A 14,976-nucleotide genomic window follows, 5' to 3' on the forward strand; every position below is an offset into this window, starting at 1 on the left:
CGTGTGGTGGAGCGCACATACCCCCGAACGCGGGCGGCCGCCCGCGCAGGGGGGGAACGCGGGCGGCCGCCCACCGGGGTGCCGCGCACCCGTGGGGGGATGCCGCGCTCCTTCCCCGTACGGGCGCGGGCATTCCCCCTCTTCGCCGGTTATTCCTGAGGGGTGCAGCCCTTCGCGCCGGATGCCAGGGTCGCGCACGCCTTCGCGTCACCGGACCTGGCGACGGCGACCATGGGGGTGTACGCGTCCCTGTCCGCGTCGACCAGGCCGTTCTGCTCCTTGGCGGTCCCGGCACCCGTGATCCGCACCGTGTCGCCCACTGCCGCCCGGGTGATACGCGCCCACGCCGCCCCGCACGTCTTGCTGTACCGGACCTCGACGAGGGAGGTGCCCACGGTCGCGCTGGCCGTCGTCCTGGCGAACTCACCGCCGCAGCCCATGGTCTCCGGGTCCTTGCCCGTGCAGGCGTCGCCGCTGCACTCGACACCGATGGGCAGCTCGGGGGCCGAAGTGGCCGAAGTGGCCGGCCGGACCGTCGGCTTGTCCTTCACGACGGGATCCCCGTCCGCGCCGCCGAGGCCGGTCAGCAGTACGGCGGCCGCTATGACCAGGAGCGTTCCCACGACGCCCGCGAGGAACATCGTGACCTTCCGGTGCCCGCGCCGGCCGTCCGGCGAACCCGGCCCCGGATCCGGCACTGAACCCGGACCCGGCACCGCCCCCGGGCCCCGCCCCGGTTCCCTGCCGGCCGGCTGCCGCGGTACGCCGAAGTCCTGCGGCGTACGTCCGCCCGGACCCGTGCCGGCGGAGCCCGCGCCGGGGCCCGCTCCCGTACCGGCGGAGCCCCGGCCCGTGCCGGGGGCGGCCTGATCCGCGGTGGTGCGCCGGCCCGGCCTGCCGCCCCCGGCGGGCGCGGTGGTCCGGCCGGACCCGCCCAGGGCGGCACGCGCCTGCGCGATGCGGATCGCTTCCATGGTCATGTCGTGGCGCATCTCGGAACGGCTCCACGCGCGTTCCGCGAGCTCCCACATGGTGGTCAGGTGGACCGCGTTCGTACCGGTCACCTCGGCCAGCGCGAGGACCGCGCCCTTGGGCGCGAGCAGCCGGCCGTTCAGATAGCGCTCCCAGGACGTCTTGCTGTAGCCCGTCCGGTCCGCCACCGCCGGGACGCCGAGTCCGCTCCGGTCGACGAGCCGGCGCAGCTGGTCGGTGAACTCCTTGACCTGAGGATCGAGCCCCTCCGGCAGATCCTTCCAACGAGGCATTGCTTCCCCCTTGTCCCCCCGTACGTGCCCGATGCGCCCCGTGCTCCCACGTCCCCCGCCGAACCCTTCACGGTCCGTGGTCCGGACTACCCAGAGGGATGCGCGAAGCCAGGGTGTCAGTTCCTGGGGCAGGAGCGCACGGGAGCGTTCGGGAGTCCGGCGCGCTCCCCCTGCGCGCCCCTCCCGGATCCCCGGAGTGCCGTCCCCCGGTGACGGCCCGGCCCGGCGGCCCCGGCCTCGGCCGGGGCTCCACCGCCCCGTCACGTACGAGGAAGGCCGGAGGCCGGGCCCCGCGTCCGGGCCCGGCGCGGCGGACGTCGCGGAGCCGGACCCCCCGGTCCCCGCCGCGTCCCTACCGCACCGTGAAGCGGACCGCCGACTCCAGGAACGGGAACTCCAGCCACGGACTGGGCTGGGCCATCAGCGCGAGCAGCACGATGACGGTGCCGAGCAGGCCGTACGTCGCCATGTCGGTGAAGCGCGAGCGCACGGCCAGCATGCCCACGGACGGGACCAGCCGGCGCATCACGGCGCCGGAGATCAGGGCCAGACCGATCAGCAGCGCGCCGATGCGGAAGCCGAGGCCGAACGCGTCGACCGCGACGAGGAACAGCCCGAGCCCGGTCGCGCCGAGGACGGTCAGGAACGGCCACTGCCGGACCGGGGCCACGGCGTCCCCGGACGCGGCCCGTCCGCCGCCCTCGGGCCGCGCGGTGTCCCGGGTGAACATCGGGAAGCGCCGCGTGGTCCGGACGGGACCGTCCGGACCCGGGGCACTGACGACGCCCTTGGCCGTCGGCTCGGGCTCTTCCGCGCCGAGGGCCTCTTCCGCGTCCCCGGCGCCCTCCGGATCACGGACGCCTTCCGCCTCCCCGCTGCCCTCCGCGCCTCCGGTGCCTTCCGTCTCGCGCGCGACCGCCTCCACGGTGGCGTCCCCGGTGGCGGCCGGGTCGTCCGGGCTCGTACCAGCACCCATGGGTGGCGCTTCCTTCCCGCTCAGCCCGCGGCGGAGTCGGCGTCGGCGGCGGAGCGCTCCGCCGCCTCGACGACGTTGACCAGCAGCTGGGCGCGGGTCATCGGGCCGACACCGCCCGGGTTCGGGGCGACCCAGCCGGCGACCTCCGCGACACCCGGGTGGACGTCTCCGACGATCTTGCCGTCCTCGTCCCGGCTGACGCCGACGTCGAGCACGGCCGCGCCCGGCTTGACGTCCTCGGGCTTGATCAGGTGCGGCACACCCGCCGCGGCGACGACGATGTCCGCCTGCCTGAGGTGCGCGGACAGGTCACGCGTGCCGGTGTGGCACTGGGTCACCGTCGCGTTCTCGGACTTGCGGGTCAGCACCAGCGGCATCGGGCGGCCGATGGTGATGCCGCGGCCGACGACCACGACGTTCGCTCCGTCGATCTCCACGCCGTGGTGGCGGAGCAGCTGGACGATGCCGTACGGCGTGCACGGCAGCGGGCCGGGCTCGCCGATCACGAGCCGACCGAGGCTCATCGGGTGCAGGCCGTCGGCGTCCTTGGCCGGGTCCATCAGCTCCAGGACGCGGTTGGTGTCGATGCCCTTGGGGAGCGGGAGCTGGACGATGTAGCCCGTGCACTCCGGGTTCTCGTTGAGCTCCCGCACCACCGCCTCGATCTCCTCCTGGGAGGCGGTCGCGGGCAGTTCGCGCTGGATCGACGCGATGCCCACCTGGGCGCAGTCGCGGTGCTTGCCCGCGACGTACCACTTGCTGCCGGGGTCGTCACCGACCAGCACGGTACCGAGCCCGGGGACGACGCCCTTGGACTTCAGAGCCGCCACGCGGGCGGTCAGGTCGGACTTGATCGCGGCTGCGGTGGCCTTGCCATCGAGAATCTGGGCGCTCATGCCCCCATCCTCGCGGATGGACCCGCCCGGGTTCCAATCAGGCCCCGGCGGCCCCACGCGCCGCAACCTCCGGGCGGTCCCGAGGTTGCACTTGCACAACACATACGAATACCCGCTGGACAAGGAGACGAGTGGCCTACAACGATGATCCGCGCAGTGCCGCGGGCAGCGGCGGGGGGCAGAACCGGTTCGTCGAGCAGAATTCCTTCCGCGCCGGCCGCGTCGTCCCCAGCACTTCCAACGGAGGAACACCGCCATGAGCTTCGGCGACCCGAACAATCCGTACGCGCAGGGTCAGCAGGGCGGCCAGCAGGGCCAGCCCGGCTACGGCTACCCGCAGCAGGCCCCCCAGGGCGTGCCGCCCCAGGGCCAGCAGCCCGGTTACGGCTACCCGCAGGCTCCGCCGGTGCAGCAGCAGTACGGCGGCTACCCGGGCATGCCGCAGGAGATGCCGGGCGGCGTGAAGGCCGCCCGCGTCATGCTGTACGTCATCGCGGGCTTCCAGGTCATCGGCGCGATCCTCTTCGGGCTCACCGCCGTCACGCTCAGCGCGGCCAAGGACGAGCCGTCGCTCAGGAACGACGTCCAGTTCCAGGAGCTGGCGGACATGTCGTCCGGCGCGCTGTGGGGCGGCACCGTCCTGGTCCTGCTGTGGGGCGTGCTCGCGATCTTCCTCGCCGTGAAGTTCGGCAGCGGCGGCAACGGCATCCGCATCACCACCATCGTGTTCGGCGCGATCACCGCTCTGCTCGGTATCTACCCGTTCATCCTGGTCGGCCTGGTCCACACGGTCCTGGCCGTCCTGATCATCGTGTTCCTCGCCAAGTCCGACGGCGGGCAGTGGTTCAACCGTCAGCGCGCGTAACGCGCAGGGCGCGGGCGGACACGCCCGGACGACGAAGGCCGCGGCCCCCGTGGGGGCCGCGGCCTTCCGTCATCAGTGGAAGAAGTGGCGCGTGCCGGTGAAGTACATCGTCGCGCCCGCCTTCTTCGCGGCCTCGACGACCTGCTCGTCACGGACCGAACCGCCCGGCTGGACCACGGCCCTGACCCCGGCGTCCAGCAGGATCTCCAGCCCGTCCGGGAACGGGAAGAACGCGTCGGAGGCGGCGTACGCCCCCTGCGCGCGCTCCTCGCCCGCGCGCTCCACCGCGAGCTTCGCGGAGTCGACGCGGTTGACCTGGCCCATGCCGACGCCGACGGACGCGCCGCCCTTGGCGAGCAGGATCGCGTTGGACTTCACGGCGCGGCAGGCGCGCCAGGCGAAGGCCAGCTCGGCGAGTTCGCCGTCGGGGAGCGCCTCGCCGGCGGCGAGCGTCCAGGTGGACGGATCGTCGCCCTCGGCCTGGAGCCGGTCGGTGACCTGGAGCAGCGCGCCGCCGTCGATCGCCTTGACCTCGATCTCCTCGGAGGGGGCGTCGGGGCAGACCAGCACGCGGATGTTCTTCTTGCGGGCCAGCACCTCGACGGCGCCGTCCTCGTACCCCGGGGCGACGATGACCTCGGTGAAGATCTCCGCGACCTGCTCGGCCATCGCCACCGACACTGGCCGGTTGACGGCGATCACGCCGCCGAAGGCGGACAGCGGGTCGCAGGCGTGCGCCTTGCGGTGCGCCTCGGCGACGTCCGCGCCGACGGCGATGCCGCACGGGTTGGCGTGCTTGATGATCGCGACACAGGGCTCGGTCTGGTCGTACGCGGCGCGCCGCGCGGCCTCCGTGTCCGTGAAGTTGTTGTACGACATCTCCTTGCCGTGCAGCTGCTCCGCCTCGGCGAGGCCGCCCGTCCCGGAGGTGTAGAGCGCCGCGGGCTGGTGCGGGTTCTCGCCGTACCGCAGAACACTCTTCCGCTCGTACGTCGAACCGAGGAAGTCCGGGAAGCCGCTGTCGTCCGCCGCCGCGTAGTCGGCGGCGAACCAGGAGGCGACCGCCACGTCGTACGCCGCCGTGTGCTGGAAGGCCTCGGCCGCCAGGCGCTTGCGGGCCGTCAGGTCGAACCCGCCGTCCTTGACCGCGTCGAGGACATCGGCGTACCGCTCGGGGCTGGTGACGACCGCGACCGACGGGTGGTTCTTGGCCGCGGCGCGGACCATCGACGGGCCGCCGATGTCGATCTGCTCGACGCACTCGTCCGCGCTCGCGCCGGAGGCGACGGTCTCCTTGAACGGGTAGAGGTTGACGACCACCAGGTCGAACGGCTCCACCCCCAGCTCCTCCAGCTGCGCGCGGTGCGCGTCGAGGCGCAGGTCGGCGAGGATACCGGCGTGGACGCGCGGGTGCAGCGTCTTGACGCGGCCGTCCAGGCACTCGGGGAAGCCGGTGAGCTCCTCGACCTTGGTGACCGGGACACCGGCCGCGGCGATCTTCCCGGCGGTGGAGCCGGTGGAGACCAGGGTGACGCCCGCCTCGTGCAGGCCGCGGGCCAGCTCTTCGAGGCCCGTCTTGTCGTAGACGCTGACCAGCGCGCGGCGCATCGGCCGCTTCGTACCTTCGGCGGTCACTGGATAACTACCTTTCGTCCCTCGATGTGATAGCCGTTACGGGCCAGGCGCCCCACGACATCGACGAGCAGCCGTCGCTCGACTTCCTTGATGCGCTCGTGAAGAGCGGCACCACCGTCTTCGTAGTCCTCGTCCCGGACCTCGACCGCGCCCTGCGCGATGATCGGGCCGGTGTCGACGCCGTCGTCGACGAAGTGGACGGTGCATCCGGTGACCTTCGCGCCGTACGCGAGTGCGTCGCGGACGCCGTGGGCCCCGGGAAAACTGGGCAGCAGGGCGGGGTGGGTGTTCACGACCCGGCCGCCGAAGCGCGCGAGGAACTCCTTGCCCACGATCTTCATGAAGCCGGCCGACACGACCAGGTCGGGCTCGTACGCCGCCGTGGCCTCGGCCAGCGCCAGGTCCCATTCCTCGCGCGAGGAGAAGTCCTTCACGCGGCGGACGAAGGCCGGCACTCCGGCGCGCCGGGCGCGCTCCAGACCCGCGATCCCCTCCCGGTCGGCGCCGACGGCCACGATCCGCGCGCCGTACGCGGCGGGGTCGTCGCCGATGGCGTCGAGCAGGGCCTGGAGGTTCGTACCGGAGCCGGAGACCAGCACGACGATGCGGGCCGGCGCGCCGGAGGCACGGGGGAGGACGGTCTGCGAAGGGGGCGGGGAGGCCACGGCGGGTCTCTTTCTCGCGGATGGTGCGGCTTGTGTGGTCGTACGAACGAATCGAGCCTCCCGATACGGGGAACTCTACGAAGACGCCAACCGTCGGCAACGATACCGGCACACCGAGCGGCCCCCACGGGACGGGTGCGTGGCCGGGAGGTAGCGTCAGGGGACAGGAGTCCGTCCGCGGACGGCGACCATCCGTCTCCGGACGGGAACAGACGACATACAAGGACCCTCTGTGCACCGGGTCCGAGGGGAAGACGTTCACCAGATGACGGACCGACGCCGCCGCGCGGCTCTCCGCCTCCCGCTGTCCGAGACGTACGCCGGAGAGCGGGGTTCTCAGTTGCTGCTGCGGGAACGCCAGTCCTCGTCGACCCCGTCGCCGCAGGGGGACGACAATCCCTTCGCGCCGCCTCCCGAGGGACGGCCCGACGAGCCGTGGCGACCGCGCGAGCCGGCGAACGGCGGTGGCCGCGACGACGGGGGCGAGCCCTCGCAGGGCGACCGGTGGAGCCCCCGGCAGCCGGGCCGCCAGGGCGGCGGATGGGGCGGACGCCAGAGCGGCCCCGAGGGGCCGGGCGGCCAGGGCGGCGGAAACAACACGGGGCTGCGGTGGGATCCCACCGACCCGACGCAGCGCCGGGCGCGCTACGCGCTGCTCTCCGGCATGTGGGCGTTCTTCTTCGCGCTGTTCGACCTCCCCGAGGTCGCGCTGCTGCTGGGAGCGCTGGCGCTGTACTGGGGCATCAGCTCGCTGCGCGCGAAGCCGCGGCAGGGCCAGGGCGCGGCGGCGGGTGCCGTCGCACCGGCCACGCCCGCACGGGTGCCGGCGCCGACGGCCGGCAGCACGAGGCCACAGACGACGGCGGCGGTGAGCGGCCTGGTCACGGCGGCGCTCGCGCTCATGATCGTGGCGACGACCTTCACGGTGCAGCTGGTCTACCGCGACTACTACACGTGCGTACAGGACTCCCTGACCCAGTCCGCACAGGTGTCCTGCAACGAACTGCTCCCGGAGTCCCTGCGCCCGGTCTTCGGAGTGAAGGAGTAGCTCCGGGCCTCGGGACGCCCCCGCTCTACGGCGGCGGGAGCACGGCGGACGCCCCGTCCGCCGTGCTCCCGGGCCCCTCCCCCGCCGCAGCCCATCCCACCTCACGCACACCGCTGTCGTGCCAGTCCACCTGCGTACCGGCCGAAGGATCGCCGACGGGGAAGAAATCGGCTTCGCCGTCGTACTCCGCGTCCGGCGGCGTCGTCCCGCGCCACGGGCGGGGGGTGCGGTCGCGCAGGCGCCACGCGCGCAGGGCGAGTGCGCCCGGGACACCCAGCGTCACCGTCCACACCAGCGCCGCACCGCCCGTGCGCCACCACACCGGCCCGAACTCCGACAGCGCGCCCACGCCCAGCGGACCGCCCGCCGGCACCGCCAGCACCGCCATCGCCACCGCGCACCCCACGCCGGCCAGAGCGGCCGCGAGGGCCGTCTCGCGGGCGGTCCAGGCTTCCTCCCGTACGGCGAAGGGCGGTACGGCCGTGCGGACCGTGAACCACGCGACCGCGACCGCCGCCGCGACCGGCACGGCCAGCGTCGCCCAGGCGGCCGGCGCCGTTCCCCCACCGGCCGGAACCGCCGCGAGCAGCGGGAAGTGCGGCAGCGCCGGTGTCCCCACCACCCCCAGCGGCGTGGCCGTCGCGCCCGCACCCAGGGCGAAACCGGGACCGAGCCCGTACGCGGCGCCCCACACGGCCACGTTCGGCGCGAGCGCCAGCATCAGCAGCACGAGTGCGAACTGTCCGGACCACACCCCCGCCAGCCGCAGGAACGCCCCCTGCGCGGCCCCCGCATGCCACACCAGGGACGCCAGCGCGACCATCGCGCCACCGCCCAGCAGCACCGCGGTCCCCGCCCCGGCGGCTCGCAGCGCCACCCTGAACCGGGAGCGCACCACGGCCGTCCGCACGCCCTGCGGCACCCAGTCCGGCAGCGGCCCGAGCGGGCGCCCGTTCGCCGTCCACACCCCGCCCGCCGCGCTCGCCGCCGCGACGACGGGCAGGTGCAGCACCGCGCTGAGCGCCCCGGCGGGCAGCGGCCCGCCGTACGCGTACAGCAGCGCGGCAGCTCCCACCACCACGTAACCACCGGTGACACCGCACAGCACCACCCACGCCGACGGCCGCGGGCGCCCGTTCCGGGGCTCCAGCGCGTCGCGCGCGGCCCGGTGCGCGAGCCACACCGGCACCACCGCGAGCAGCATCGGAGTCAGTCCCACGGGCGCGGGAACACCGGACAGCGTGTCGTGGCGGACGAGCTCGACCCCGTGGGCCAGCAGCCACAGCCCGGCGGCGGCGCGCAACGCCCCGCCGGGCCCGCTGTCGGGGTACGGGGAGCTGATCCACAACACCGTCACCAGGACGGCGAGCGAGCCGAGGCCGAGCCCCGCGGCGACCACTCCCCGCACGAGACAGGCGGCCTGCGCCGAGGAACGGCTGTGCGCGGACGGCAACCACGTACCGCGATGGGTCACTTGAGTCACCCGGACATGCTGTCAACGACACGCGCTTAATGCGTGTTAACACGTGATCGACCGCCGTGTCGCTCAATATATGTTTATGTACTTTTTCGCCCGGTGCAGCGTTATGGGGGGATTTCATGACGCAGCGCACTGAATCCACCCCCGCCACCCCGCTGCCCTCCGCCATGGAACGGCGCAGGCTGCGCGAAGCGAAATCGCTGACCCAGGAGCAGGTCGCCGCCGCTCTGGGCGTCACCCGCGAGACGGTCGAGTCATGGGAGTCCGGCCGGAGGGACCCCCAGCGCGACAAGCGTGCGGCGTACGCCGAGCTGCTCGCCTCCTCCGCCGGGGCGCACACCCCCGAGGCCGCGCCCGGCCCCGCCGCAGAACCCGCAGTGCCAGGAGGAGACACGCCAGGACACCCCTCACAGGGCACCGGACACAACACCCCCGAAGACGCCCCCCACCCCGCCGCAGAACCCGCAGTGCCAGGAGGAGACACGCCAGGACACCCCTCACAGGGCACCGGACACAACACCCCCGAAGACCCCCCCCACCCCGCCGCAGAACCCGCAGTGCCAGGAGGGGACGTGCCGGGGCGCTCCCCGCAGGGCGCCGAACGCAACGAGCCCGAAGAAGTCCCCGTACCCGAACGTTCGGCGCCCGAGGAGACGCCCCGGCGCGGCACCGACTCCGAAGCCCCCGCACCAGCGCTGCCCCCGGCACCCGCACCACCCCGGGAACCAGAACCCGCGCCCGAACCCGCACCATCCCAGGAACCCGCACCCGAACCCGAACCCACCCCCGCCGAGGCCTTCGACACCCTCTGCACCCGCTCCGCCCCCGCCATCCTGGCCCAGACCTACCTCCTCACCGGAAGCCGGCGCCTCTCCCGCGAGTCCGTCGAGTACGCCTTCCACCTCGCCTGGCAGCGCTGGCCCGAGGTGGCCACCGACCGCGACCCGGCGGGCTGGGTCAGGGCAGTGGCGCACGAGTACGCGACCTCCCCCTGGCACCGGCTGCGCCTCACCCGCAAGCGCCCCGACCTGCCCTCCGGCGACCGCGACCGCCGGGTGCTGCTCGACGCGCTGCTGGCCCTGCCGCCCAGGCACCGCCGCACCCTCCTGCTGCACGACGGACTCGGCCTCGTCCTCCCCGACACGGCGGCCGAGACCGAGGCGAGCACCCGGGCCGCCGCGAACCGCCTGCTCAACGCGCGCGCCGCGGTCGCGCAACGACTGCCGGCACTCGCGAACGCCCGCACCCCCGCCGAGCAGTCCGCGCTGTTCCACGAGCGCCTCAACGACCTCGCCGAGACCGGGCCGGTACCGCCCGTCAGGCTGCCGCCCGCCCGCGCCGTACGGAGGGCGAGCGAGCGCAGGACACGCTTCTGGACGCAGGCGACCGCCTGCTTCACCGCGGCGCTCATGGGCGCCACGGGATTCACCCTCACCACAGCGCCCACGCGGTACGAGCCCACGCCCGCGCCCGGCGAACCCGTCGGCGGCGTCCCGGTGTACGCCGGCCCGCAGACGCTCTCGCCCCAGGACGAGGAACTGCGCGACAAGCTCCGCACGGCTCCGACGAACGGCTCGTACCGCCTGCTCCCGGAAACCCACTGACCGGCTCACCGGCTCACCGACTCACCGAACGCGAACGGGCCCGTACCCCCTCATCAGGAGGTACGGGCCCGTACCGGACAGCCGGAGCGCGAACGCGAACACAGAAGCAGGCGCCGGAGCGGCGTACTAGCCGGCCAGAATGGCGCGCGCCAGCTTGGCCGTCTCGGTCGGCGTCTTGCCGACCTTGACGCCCGCGGCCTCAAGGGCCTCCTTCTTGGCCTGTGCGGTGCCAGAAGAACCGGACACGATCGCGCCGGCGTGGCCCATCGTCTTGCCCTCGGGGGCGGTGAAGCCCGCGACGTAGCCGACGACCGGCTTCGTCACGTTCTTCGCGATGTAGTCCGCGGCACGCTCCTCGGCGTCGCCACCGATCTCACCGATCATCACGATCAGGTCGGTGTCGGGGTCGGCCTCGAACGCCGCGAGGGCGTCGATGTGCGTCGTACCGATGACCGGGTCGCCACCGATGCCGACGGCGGACGAGAAGCCGATGTCACGGAGCTCGTACATCATCTGGTAGGTCAGCGTGCCCGACTTCGACACGAGACCGATGCGGCCGGGCTTGGTGATGTCGCCCGGGATGATGCCGGCGTTGGACTGGCCCGGGGTGATGAGACCGGGGCAGTTCGGACCGATGATCCGCGTCTTGTTGCCCTTCGAGCCCGCGTACGCCCAGAAGGCGGCGGAGTCGTGGACGGCGATGCCCTCGGTGATCACGACGGCGAGCGGGATCTCGGCGTCGATCGCCTCGACGACGGCGGCCTTCGCGAAGGCCGGCGGCACGAAGAGGACGGACACGTCGGCACCCGTCTTCTCCATCGCCTCCTTGACGGAGCCGAAGACCGGTACCTCGGTGCCGTCGAAGTCGACGGACGTGCCGGCCTTGCGCGGGTTCACGCCACCGACGATGTTGGTGCCGTCGGCCAGCATGAGCTTGGTGTGCTTCATGCCGGTCGCACCGGTCATGCCCTGGACGATGACCTTGGATTCCTTGGTCAGGAAGATAGCCATGGTGTTCTGACCTCGTCCCTTACTTCGCAGCCGCGAGCTCGGCGGCCTTGTCGGCCGCGCCGTCCATGGTGTCCACGCGCTGCACGAGCGGGTGGTTGGCGTCGGAGAGGATCTTGCGACCGAGCTCCGCGTTGTTGCCGTCGAGACGCACGACCAGCGGCTTGGTGACTTCCTCGCCCTTGGTCTTGAGCAGCTCCAGGGCCTGGACGATGCCGTTGGCGACCTCGTCACAGGCGGTGATGCCACCGAAGACGTTGACGAACACGGACTTGACGTCCGGGTCGCCGAGGATGATCTCCAGGCCGTTCGCCATGACCTCGGCGGAGGCGCCGCCACCGATGTCGAGGAAGTTGGCGGGCTTCACGTTGCCGTGGCTCTCACCGGCGTACGCGACGACGTCCAGGGTCGACATGACCAGACCGGCGCCGTTGCCGATGATGCCGACCTCGCCGTCGAGCTTGACGTAGTTGAGGTTCTTGGCCTTGGCGGCAGCCTCGAGCGGGTTGGCTGCGGCCTTGTCCTCGAGGGCCTCGTGCTCGGGCTGACGGAAGTCGGCGTTCTCGTCGAGAGACACCTTTCCGTCGAGCGCGATGATGCGGCCGTCGGCGACCTTCGCGAGGGGGTTGACCTCGACGAGGAGCGCGTCCTCGGCGACGAAGGTGTCCCACAGCGTCACCAGGACCTCGGCGACCTGCTCGGCGACCTCGGCCGGGAACTTCGCCTGGGCGACGATCTCGCGGGCCTTCTCGATGGTCACGCCCTCGACGGCGTTGACCGGCACCTTCGCGAGGGCCTCGGGGGTCTTCTCCGCGACCTCCTCGATGTCCATGCCGCCCTGGACGGACGCCATGGCGAGGAAGGTGCGGTTGGTCCGGTCGAGGAGGTAGGAGACGTAGTACTCCTCCGCGATCTCCGGAGCGGTCTCGGCGATCATCACCTTGTGGACCGTGTGGCCCTTGATGTCCATGCCGAGGATGTCCGTCGAACGGGCAACAGCCTCGTCCGGGGTGGCGGCCAGCTTCACGCCGCCGGCCTTGCCACGGCCACCGACCTTGACCTGGGCCTTGACGACCGACTTGCCGCCCATACGCTCGGTGGCCTCGCGCGCCGCCTCAGGCGTCTCGATGACTTCACCGGCCAGCACCGGTACACCGTGCTTGGCGAAGAGGTCCCTCGCCTGATACTCGAACAGGTCCACGCGCGTTCCGTCCTTGTGATCGCGGTTTTTTGTCTGCGTGGGCGTGCCGCGAGGGCAACGTGACAGCGCTGTCACAAGGGAGGCGTACACGGTGTCCGATACGCGGCATGTCCGTCTCGCAGGTTATCCCCGTGACCCGTGGGTCCGTAAATCGCAGATCACACCTGAGCGGTGATACCGGTCACAGGTCGCACGTGCGGCCCATCGGCGGAGACCGGCGGCGGACCGGCAGGGGCCCCGACGGGTGGGCGGCGGACACGGCGGCGGACACAGGGCCGGGCGGCCCCCACCCCAATGAGGACCGCCCGGAGACTTCGAACCGCGTGTCGGACGCCGGGCTCAGATGCCCTGGGTCAGGTACGACGCGTACCCCGGCGTGACCGAGGAGACCGCGTCCTGGGCGCCGGAGACGGCGTTTCCGGCGAGCGGGGTGGAGGCGACCGTGCCCGACAGGTCCCGCGCGAACGGCTGGACCTCGGACACGACACCGCCCGCGAACGGCGTCACGTCGCCGACGACACCGTGCGCGAAGGTGTGGGCGCTGCCGCCGACGCCGTACGCGACCGGCTGGACGTGGTCGACGACGGTGTCGACGAGCGGCTGGACCGCGCCGACGACTCCGCCCACGAATGGGTGGACCTCGGAGACGACGCCGCCCGCGAACGGCGTCACGTCGCCGACGACACCGTGCGCGAAGGGCGTCACGTCGCCGACCGCGCCCCGGGCGAGACCGCCGACGTCACCGACCGCCTGCCCGGCGACCGGGAGCACGCCGTCCACGGCACGAGCGGCGATGGGCGGCAGGGTGTCCTGGGCGACGGCGTGGGCGAGCGGGGTGGCGTCGGTGACCGCGCCCCGGGCGTGACCCTGTGCCCGGGCCGGCGCCTGCTCGGTCTCGGAGGCGAAGGCGGAGAGCGGGCCGAAGAGGTAGTCGACCTCGTCCTGGACGTCGGCTATGGAGGGCGCGTCGGCCACGGAAGGGGCGGCGGGCAGGTCGTACGCCGGCAGCTGGGCCTCGGCGTACTGGTGGGCCTGCTCGGCGACACCCTGCACGTCGTGGTGGTGTACGTCGCGCTGCACGTCGCGCGCGGCGTGCACGGCGTCCTTGACCGCGACGTCCGCGACGTCTACGTCCGCGGCCTCGGTGCCCGCGGCCTCGACGTCCTCGACCGCGTCGGAAACCGCGTCCGGGGCGGACAGCGGCACCGAGACGGACAGCTCGGCCGCACTGGCGGCAGCGGTGCCGAGGGCCCACATACCGCCGGCGGTGGCGGCGACGGCGATGGAACGGCGGATGTTCTTGTTCATGCTTGTGTCAGATCCTTCGAATGCATTCGGCTGTCCGGAGATTTCCGGATGGCGGGCAGACCTGTCCCGCCCCCGCGCGGCAGGTCATTGAGCGGGGACGGTCTGCCCTAGCCGGGGAATTCGAGGATTTCGTGCGGCCTGTCGTACGTCGGCGCGGCCGTTGCCGGCAACGTGGCCCCGCGCACCAGCGCGAACCGGACGCCGTCCGTGAACGCGGCCGCGTGCTGATCGCCGGAGCGCGGCGCGCTCCCGTCTCCGGCGGGTGCCTGTACGGGCGTCTTCCCGCACTTGGCGCGGTCCGCGCTCCAGGGCGTGTCGCCGTGACGCCGGTCGGGGGCGCACGGGTAACCGCCCTCGCCCCCTGCGCTGCCGGCCACGACCGCGGTGTGGGCCACGGGCCCGCTCCCGGTCCGCGGCGCCCGGTCGACGGAGTCCTGGTGCGCGGAGTTCGCGGACTTCTCCGGCGCTGCGGGCACCTCGGATCCGGGTGCCCCGGATCCGGGCGCTTCGGACGCGGGCAGCTCAGGCACCGGCACTTCCGGTACGGGAAGTTCAGGCACCGGCGCCACGATCACCGGCAGCGCGGGCACGGCCGGCCGATGCCCGGTGACACGGTCCTTCAGCTCACCGACCGGCCGGACGACGCGCCGTACGACCTCGGCCACCGGCTCTGCCGCCTCACGCACGGTCTGAGCGGCCTCGCCCGCCACCGGTTGCCGCACTGCCGGTTGCCGCAGCTCCCGCTCCGGCAGCTCCGGCTTCAGTACCGGGGCCACGACAGCGGTGGCGACATGGGGCAGCGGTGGTACCTCGACGGCGTACGCCTGCCCGCCCCACAAGAAGCCCAACGCCAGCAGGCCGCCCAGGAACAGCACCACCCGCAGCGCACGCCTCCGGCCCGCCCGGCACGGTACGCGCGGGGCGGTGGCGGGGAGAGCAACCACGGCAGTCAAGATGAACGGCGCCTTCGCAAGGGATCGCAGGGATCGCAAGGGTTGCAGGAATTCGCAGGAGTGCGCGAATTC

The 14,976-nt window shown here is 72.8% G+C and carries 13 protein-coding genes; 3 read left to right on the forward strand and 10 right to left on the reverse strand.

Going from position 1 to position 14,976, the window contains the following annotated elements:
* Positions 1 to 149: 149 nt before the first annotated feature.
* The 3 genes from BN1555_RS12425 to BN1555_RS12435 all read right to left on the reverse strand — a co-directional run bounded on the left by BN1555_RS12425 (position 150) and on the right by BN1555_RS12435 (position 3,137).
* Positions 150 to 1,265 carry a helix-turn-helix domain-containing protein gene (locus tag BN1555_RS12425; protein WP_093799454.1) on the reverse strand — a complete coding sequence of 372 codons (1,116 nt, stop codon included), beginning with the start codon at positions 1,263 to 1,265 and terminating at the stop codon, positions 150 to 152.
* A 352-nt stretch (positions 1,266 to 1,617) separates the two neighbouring features.
* Positions 1,618 to 2,241: a DUF3017 domain-containing protein gene (locus BN1555_RS12430; RefSeq protein ID WP_093799455.1), complete on the reverse strand. Its 624-nt coding sequence runs from the start codon at positions 2,239 to 2,241 to the stop codon at positions 1,618 to 1,620.
* Between the two features lie 20 nt (positions 2,242 to 2,261).
* Positions 2,262 to 3,137 carry a bifunctional methylenetetrahydrofolate dehydrogenase/methenyltetrahydrofolate cyclohydrolase gene (locus tag BN1555_RS12435; protein WP_093799456.1) on the reverse strand — a complete coding sequence of 292 codons (876 nt, stop codon included), beginning with the start codon at positions 3,135 to 3,137 and terminating at the stop codon, positions 2,262 to 2,264.
* A gap of 256 nt (positions 3,138 to 3,393) precedes the next feature.
* Here BN1555_RS12435 and BN1555_RS12440 point away from each other — a divergent pair, with 256 nt between their 5' ends.
* A complete protein-coding gene (locus BN1555_RS12440; RefSeq protein ID WP_093799457.1) occupies positions 3,394 to 4,002 on the forward strand; it encodes a hypothetical protein in 609 nt (202 codons plus the stop codon).
* A gap of 72 nt (positions 4,003 to 4,074) precedes the next feature.
* Here BN1555_RS12440 and purH read toward each other — a convergent pair whose 3' ends face one another.
* Complete coding sequence (gene purH / locus BN1555_RS12445) at positions 4,075 to 5,610, reverse strand: bifunctional phosphoribosylaminoimidazolecarboxamide formyltransferase/IMP cyclohydrolase (RefSeq protein WP_093803362.1); 1,536 nt, start codon at positions 5,608 to 5,610, stop codon at positions 4,075 to 4,077.
* Positions 5,611 to 5,633: 23 nt separating this feature from the next.
* Positions 5,634 to 6,302 carry a phosphoribosylglycinamide formyltransferase gene (gene purN, locus BN1555_RS12450; RefSeq protein ID WP_093799458.1) on the reverse strand — a complete coding sequence of 223 codons (669 nt, stop codon included), beginning with the start codon at positions 6,300 to 6,302 and terminating at the stop codon, positions 5,634 to 5,636.
* A gap of 265 nt (positions 6,303 to 6,567) precedes the next feature.
* On the opposite strand from purN, the gene BN1555_RS12455 reads away from it, so the two are divergent.
* On the forward strand, positions 6,568 to 7,350 hold the full coding sequence (locus BN1555_RS12455) for a hypothetical protein (protein ID WP_093799459.1): 783 nt from the start codon (positions 6,568 to 6,570) through the stop codon (positions 7,348 to 7,350).
* A 25-nt stretch (positions 7,351 to 7,375) separates the two neighbouring features.
* Here the strand turns inward: BN1555_RS12455 and BN1555_RS12460 are convergent, their stop codons facing one another.
* Positions 7,376 to 8,833, reverse strand: coding sequence for a cell division protein PerM (locus tag BN1555_RS12460; RefSeq protein ID WP_141662840.1), 1,458 nt, complete (start codon positions 8,831 to 8,833; stop codon positions 7,376 to 7,378).
* A 116-nt stretch (positions 8,834 to 8,949) separates the two neighbouring features.
* Here BN1555_RS12460 and BN1555_RS12465 point away from each other — a divergent pair, with 116 nt between their 5' ends.
* Entirely contained in the window at positions 8,950 to 10,434 is a 1,485-nt protein-coding gene (locus tag BN1555_RS12465; protein WP_093799461.1) for a helix-turn-helix domain-containing protein, read from the forward strand.
* Positions 10,435 to 10,560: 126 nt separating this feature from the next.
* Here BN1555_RS12465 and sucD read toward each other — a convergent pair whose 3' ends face one another.
* From sucD to BN1555_RS12485, 4 genes are all read right to left on the reverse strand, one after another.
* Entirely contained in the window at positions 10,561 to 11,445 is an 885-nt protein-coding gene (gene sucD, locus BN1555_RS12470) for a succinate--CoA ligase subunit alpha (RefSeq protein ID WP_093799462.1), read from the reverse strand.
* Positions 11,446 to 11,464: 19 nt separating this feature from the next.
* On the reverse strand, positions 11,465 to 12,643 hold the full coding sequence (sucC, locus tag BN1555_RS12475) for an ADP-forming succinate--CoA ligase subunit beta (RefSeq protein ID WP_093799463.1): 1,179 nt from the start codon (positions 12,641 to 12,643) through the stop codon (positions 11,465 to 11,467).
* Positions 12,644 to 12,982: 339 nt separating this feature from the next.
* Positions 12,983 to 13,951: a hypothetical protein gene (locus BN1555_RS12480; RefSeq protein ID WP_093799464.1), complete on the reverse strand. Its 969-nt coding sequence runs from the start codon at positions 13,949 to 13,951 to the stop codon at positions 12,983 to 12,985.
* A gap of 107 nt (positions 13,952 to 14,058) precedes the next feature.
* Entirely contained in the window at positions 14,059 to 14,895 is an 837-nt protein-coding gene (locus BN1555_RS12485) for a hypothetical protein (RefSeq protein WP_141662841.1), read from the reverse strand.
* Between the last annotated feature and the right edge of the window lie 81 nt (positions 14,896 to 14,976).

It is taken from the genome of Streptomyces sp. Wb2n-11 (assembly GCF_001049855.1).
In the GTDB taxonomy this organism is placed as follows: Bacteria; Actinomycetota; Actinomycetes; order Streptomycetales; family Streptomycetaceae; genus Streptomyces; species Streptomyces altiplanensis.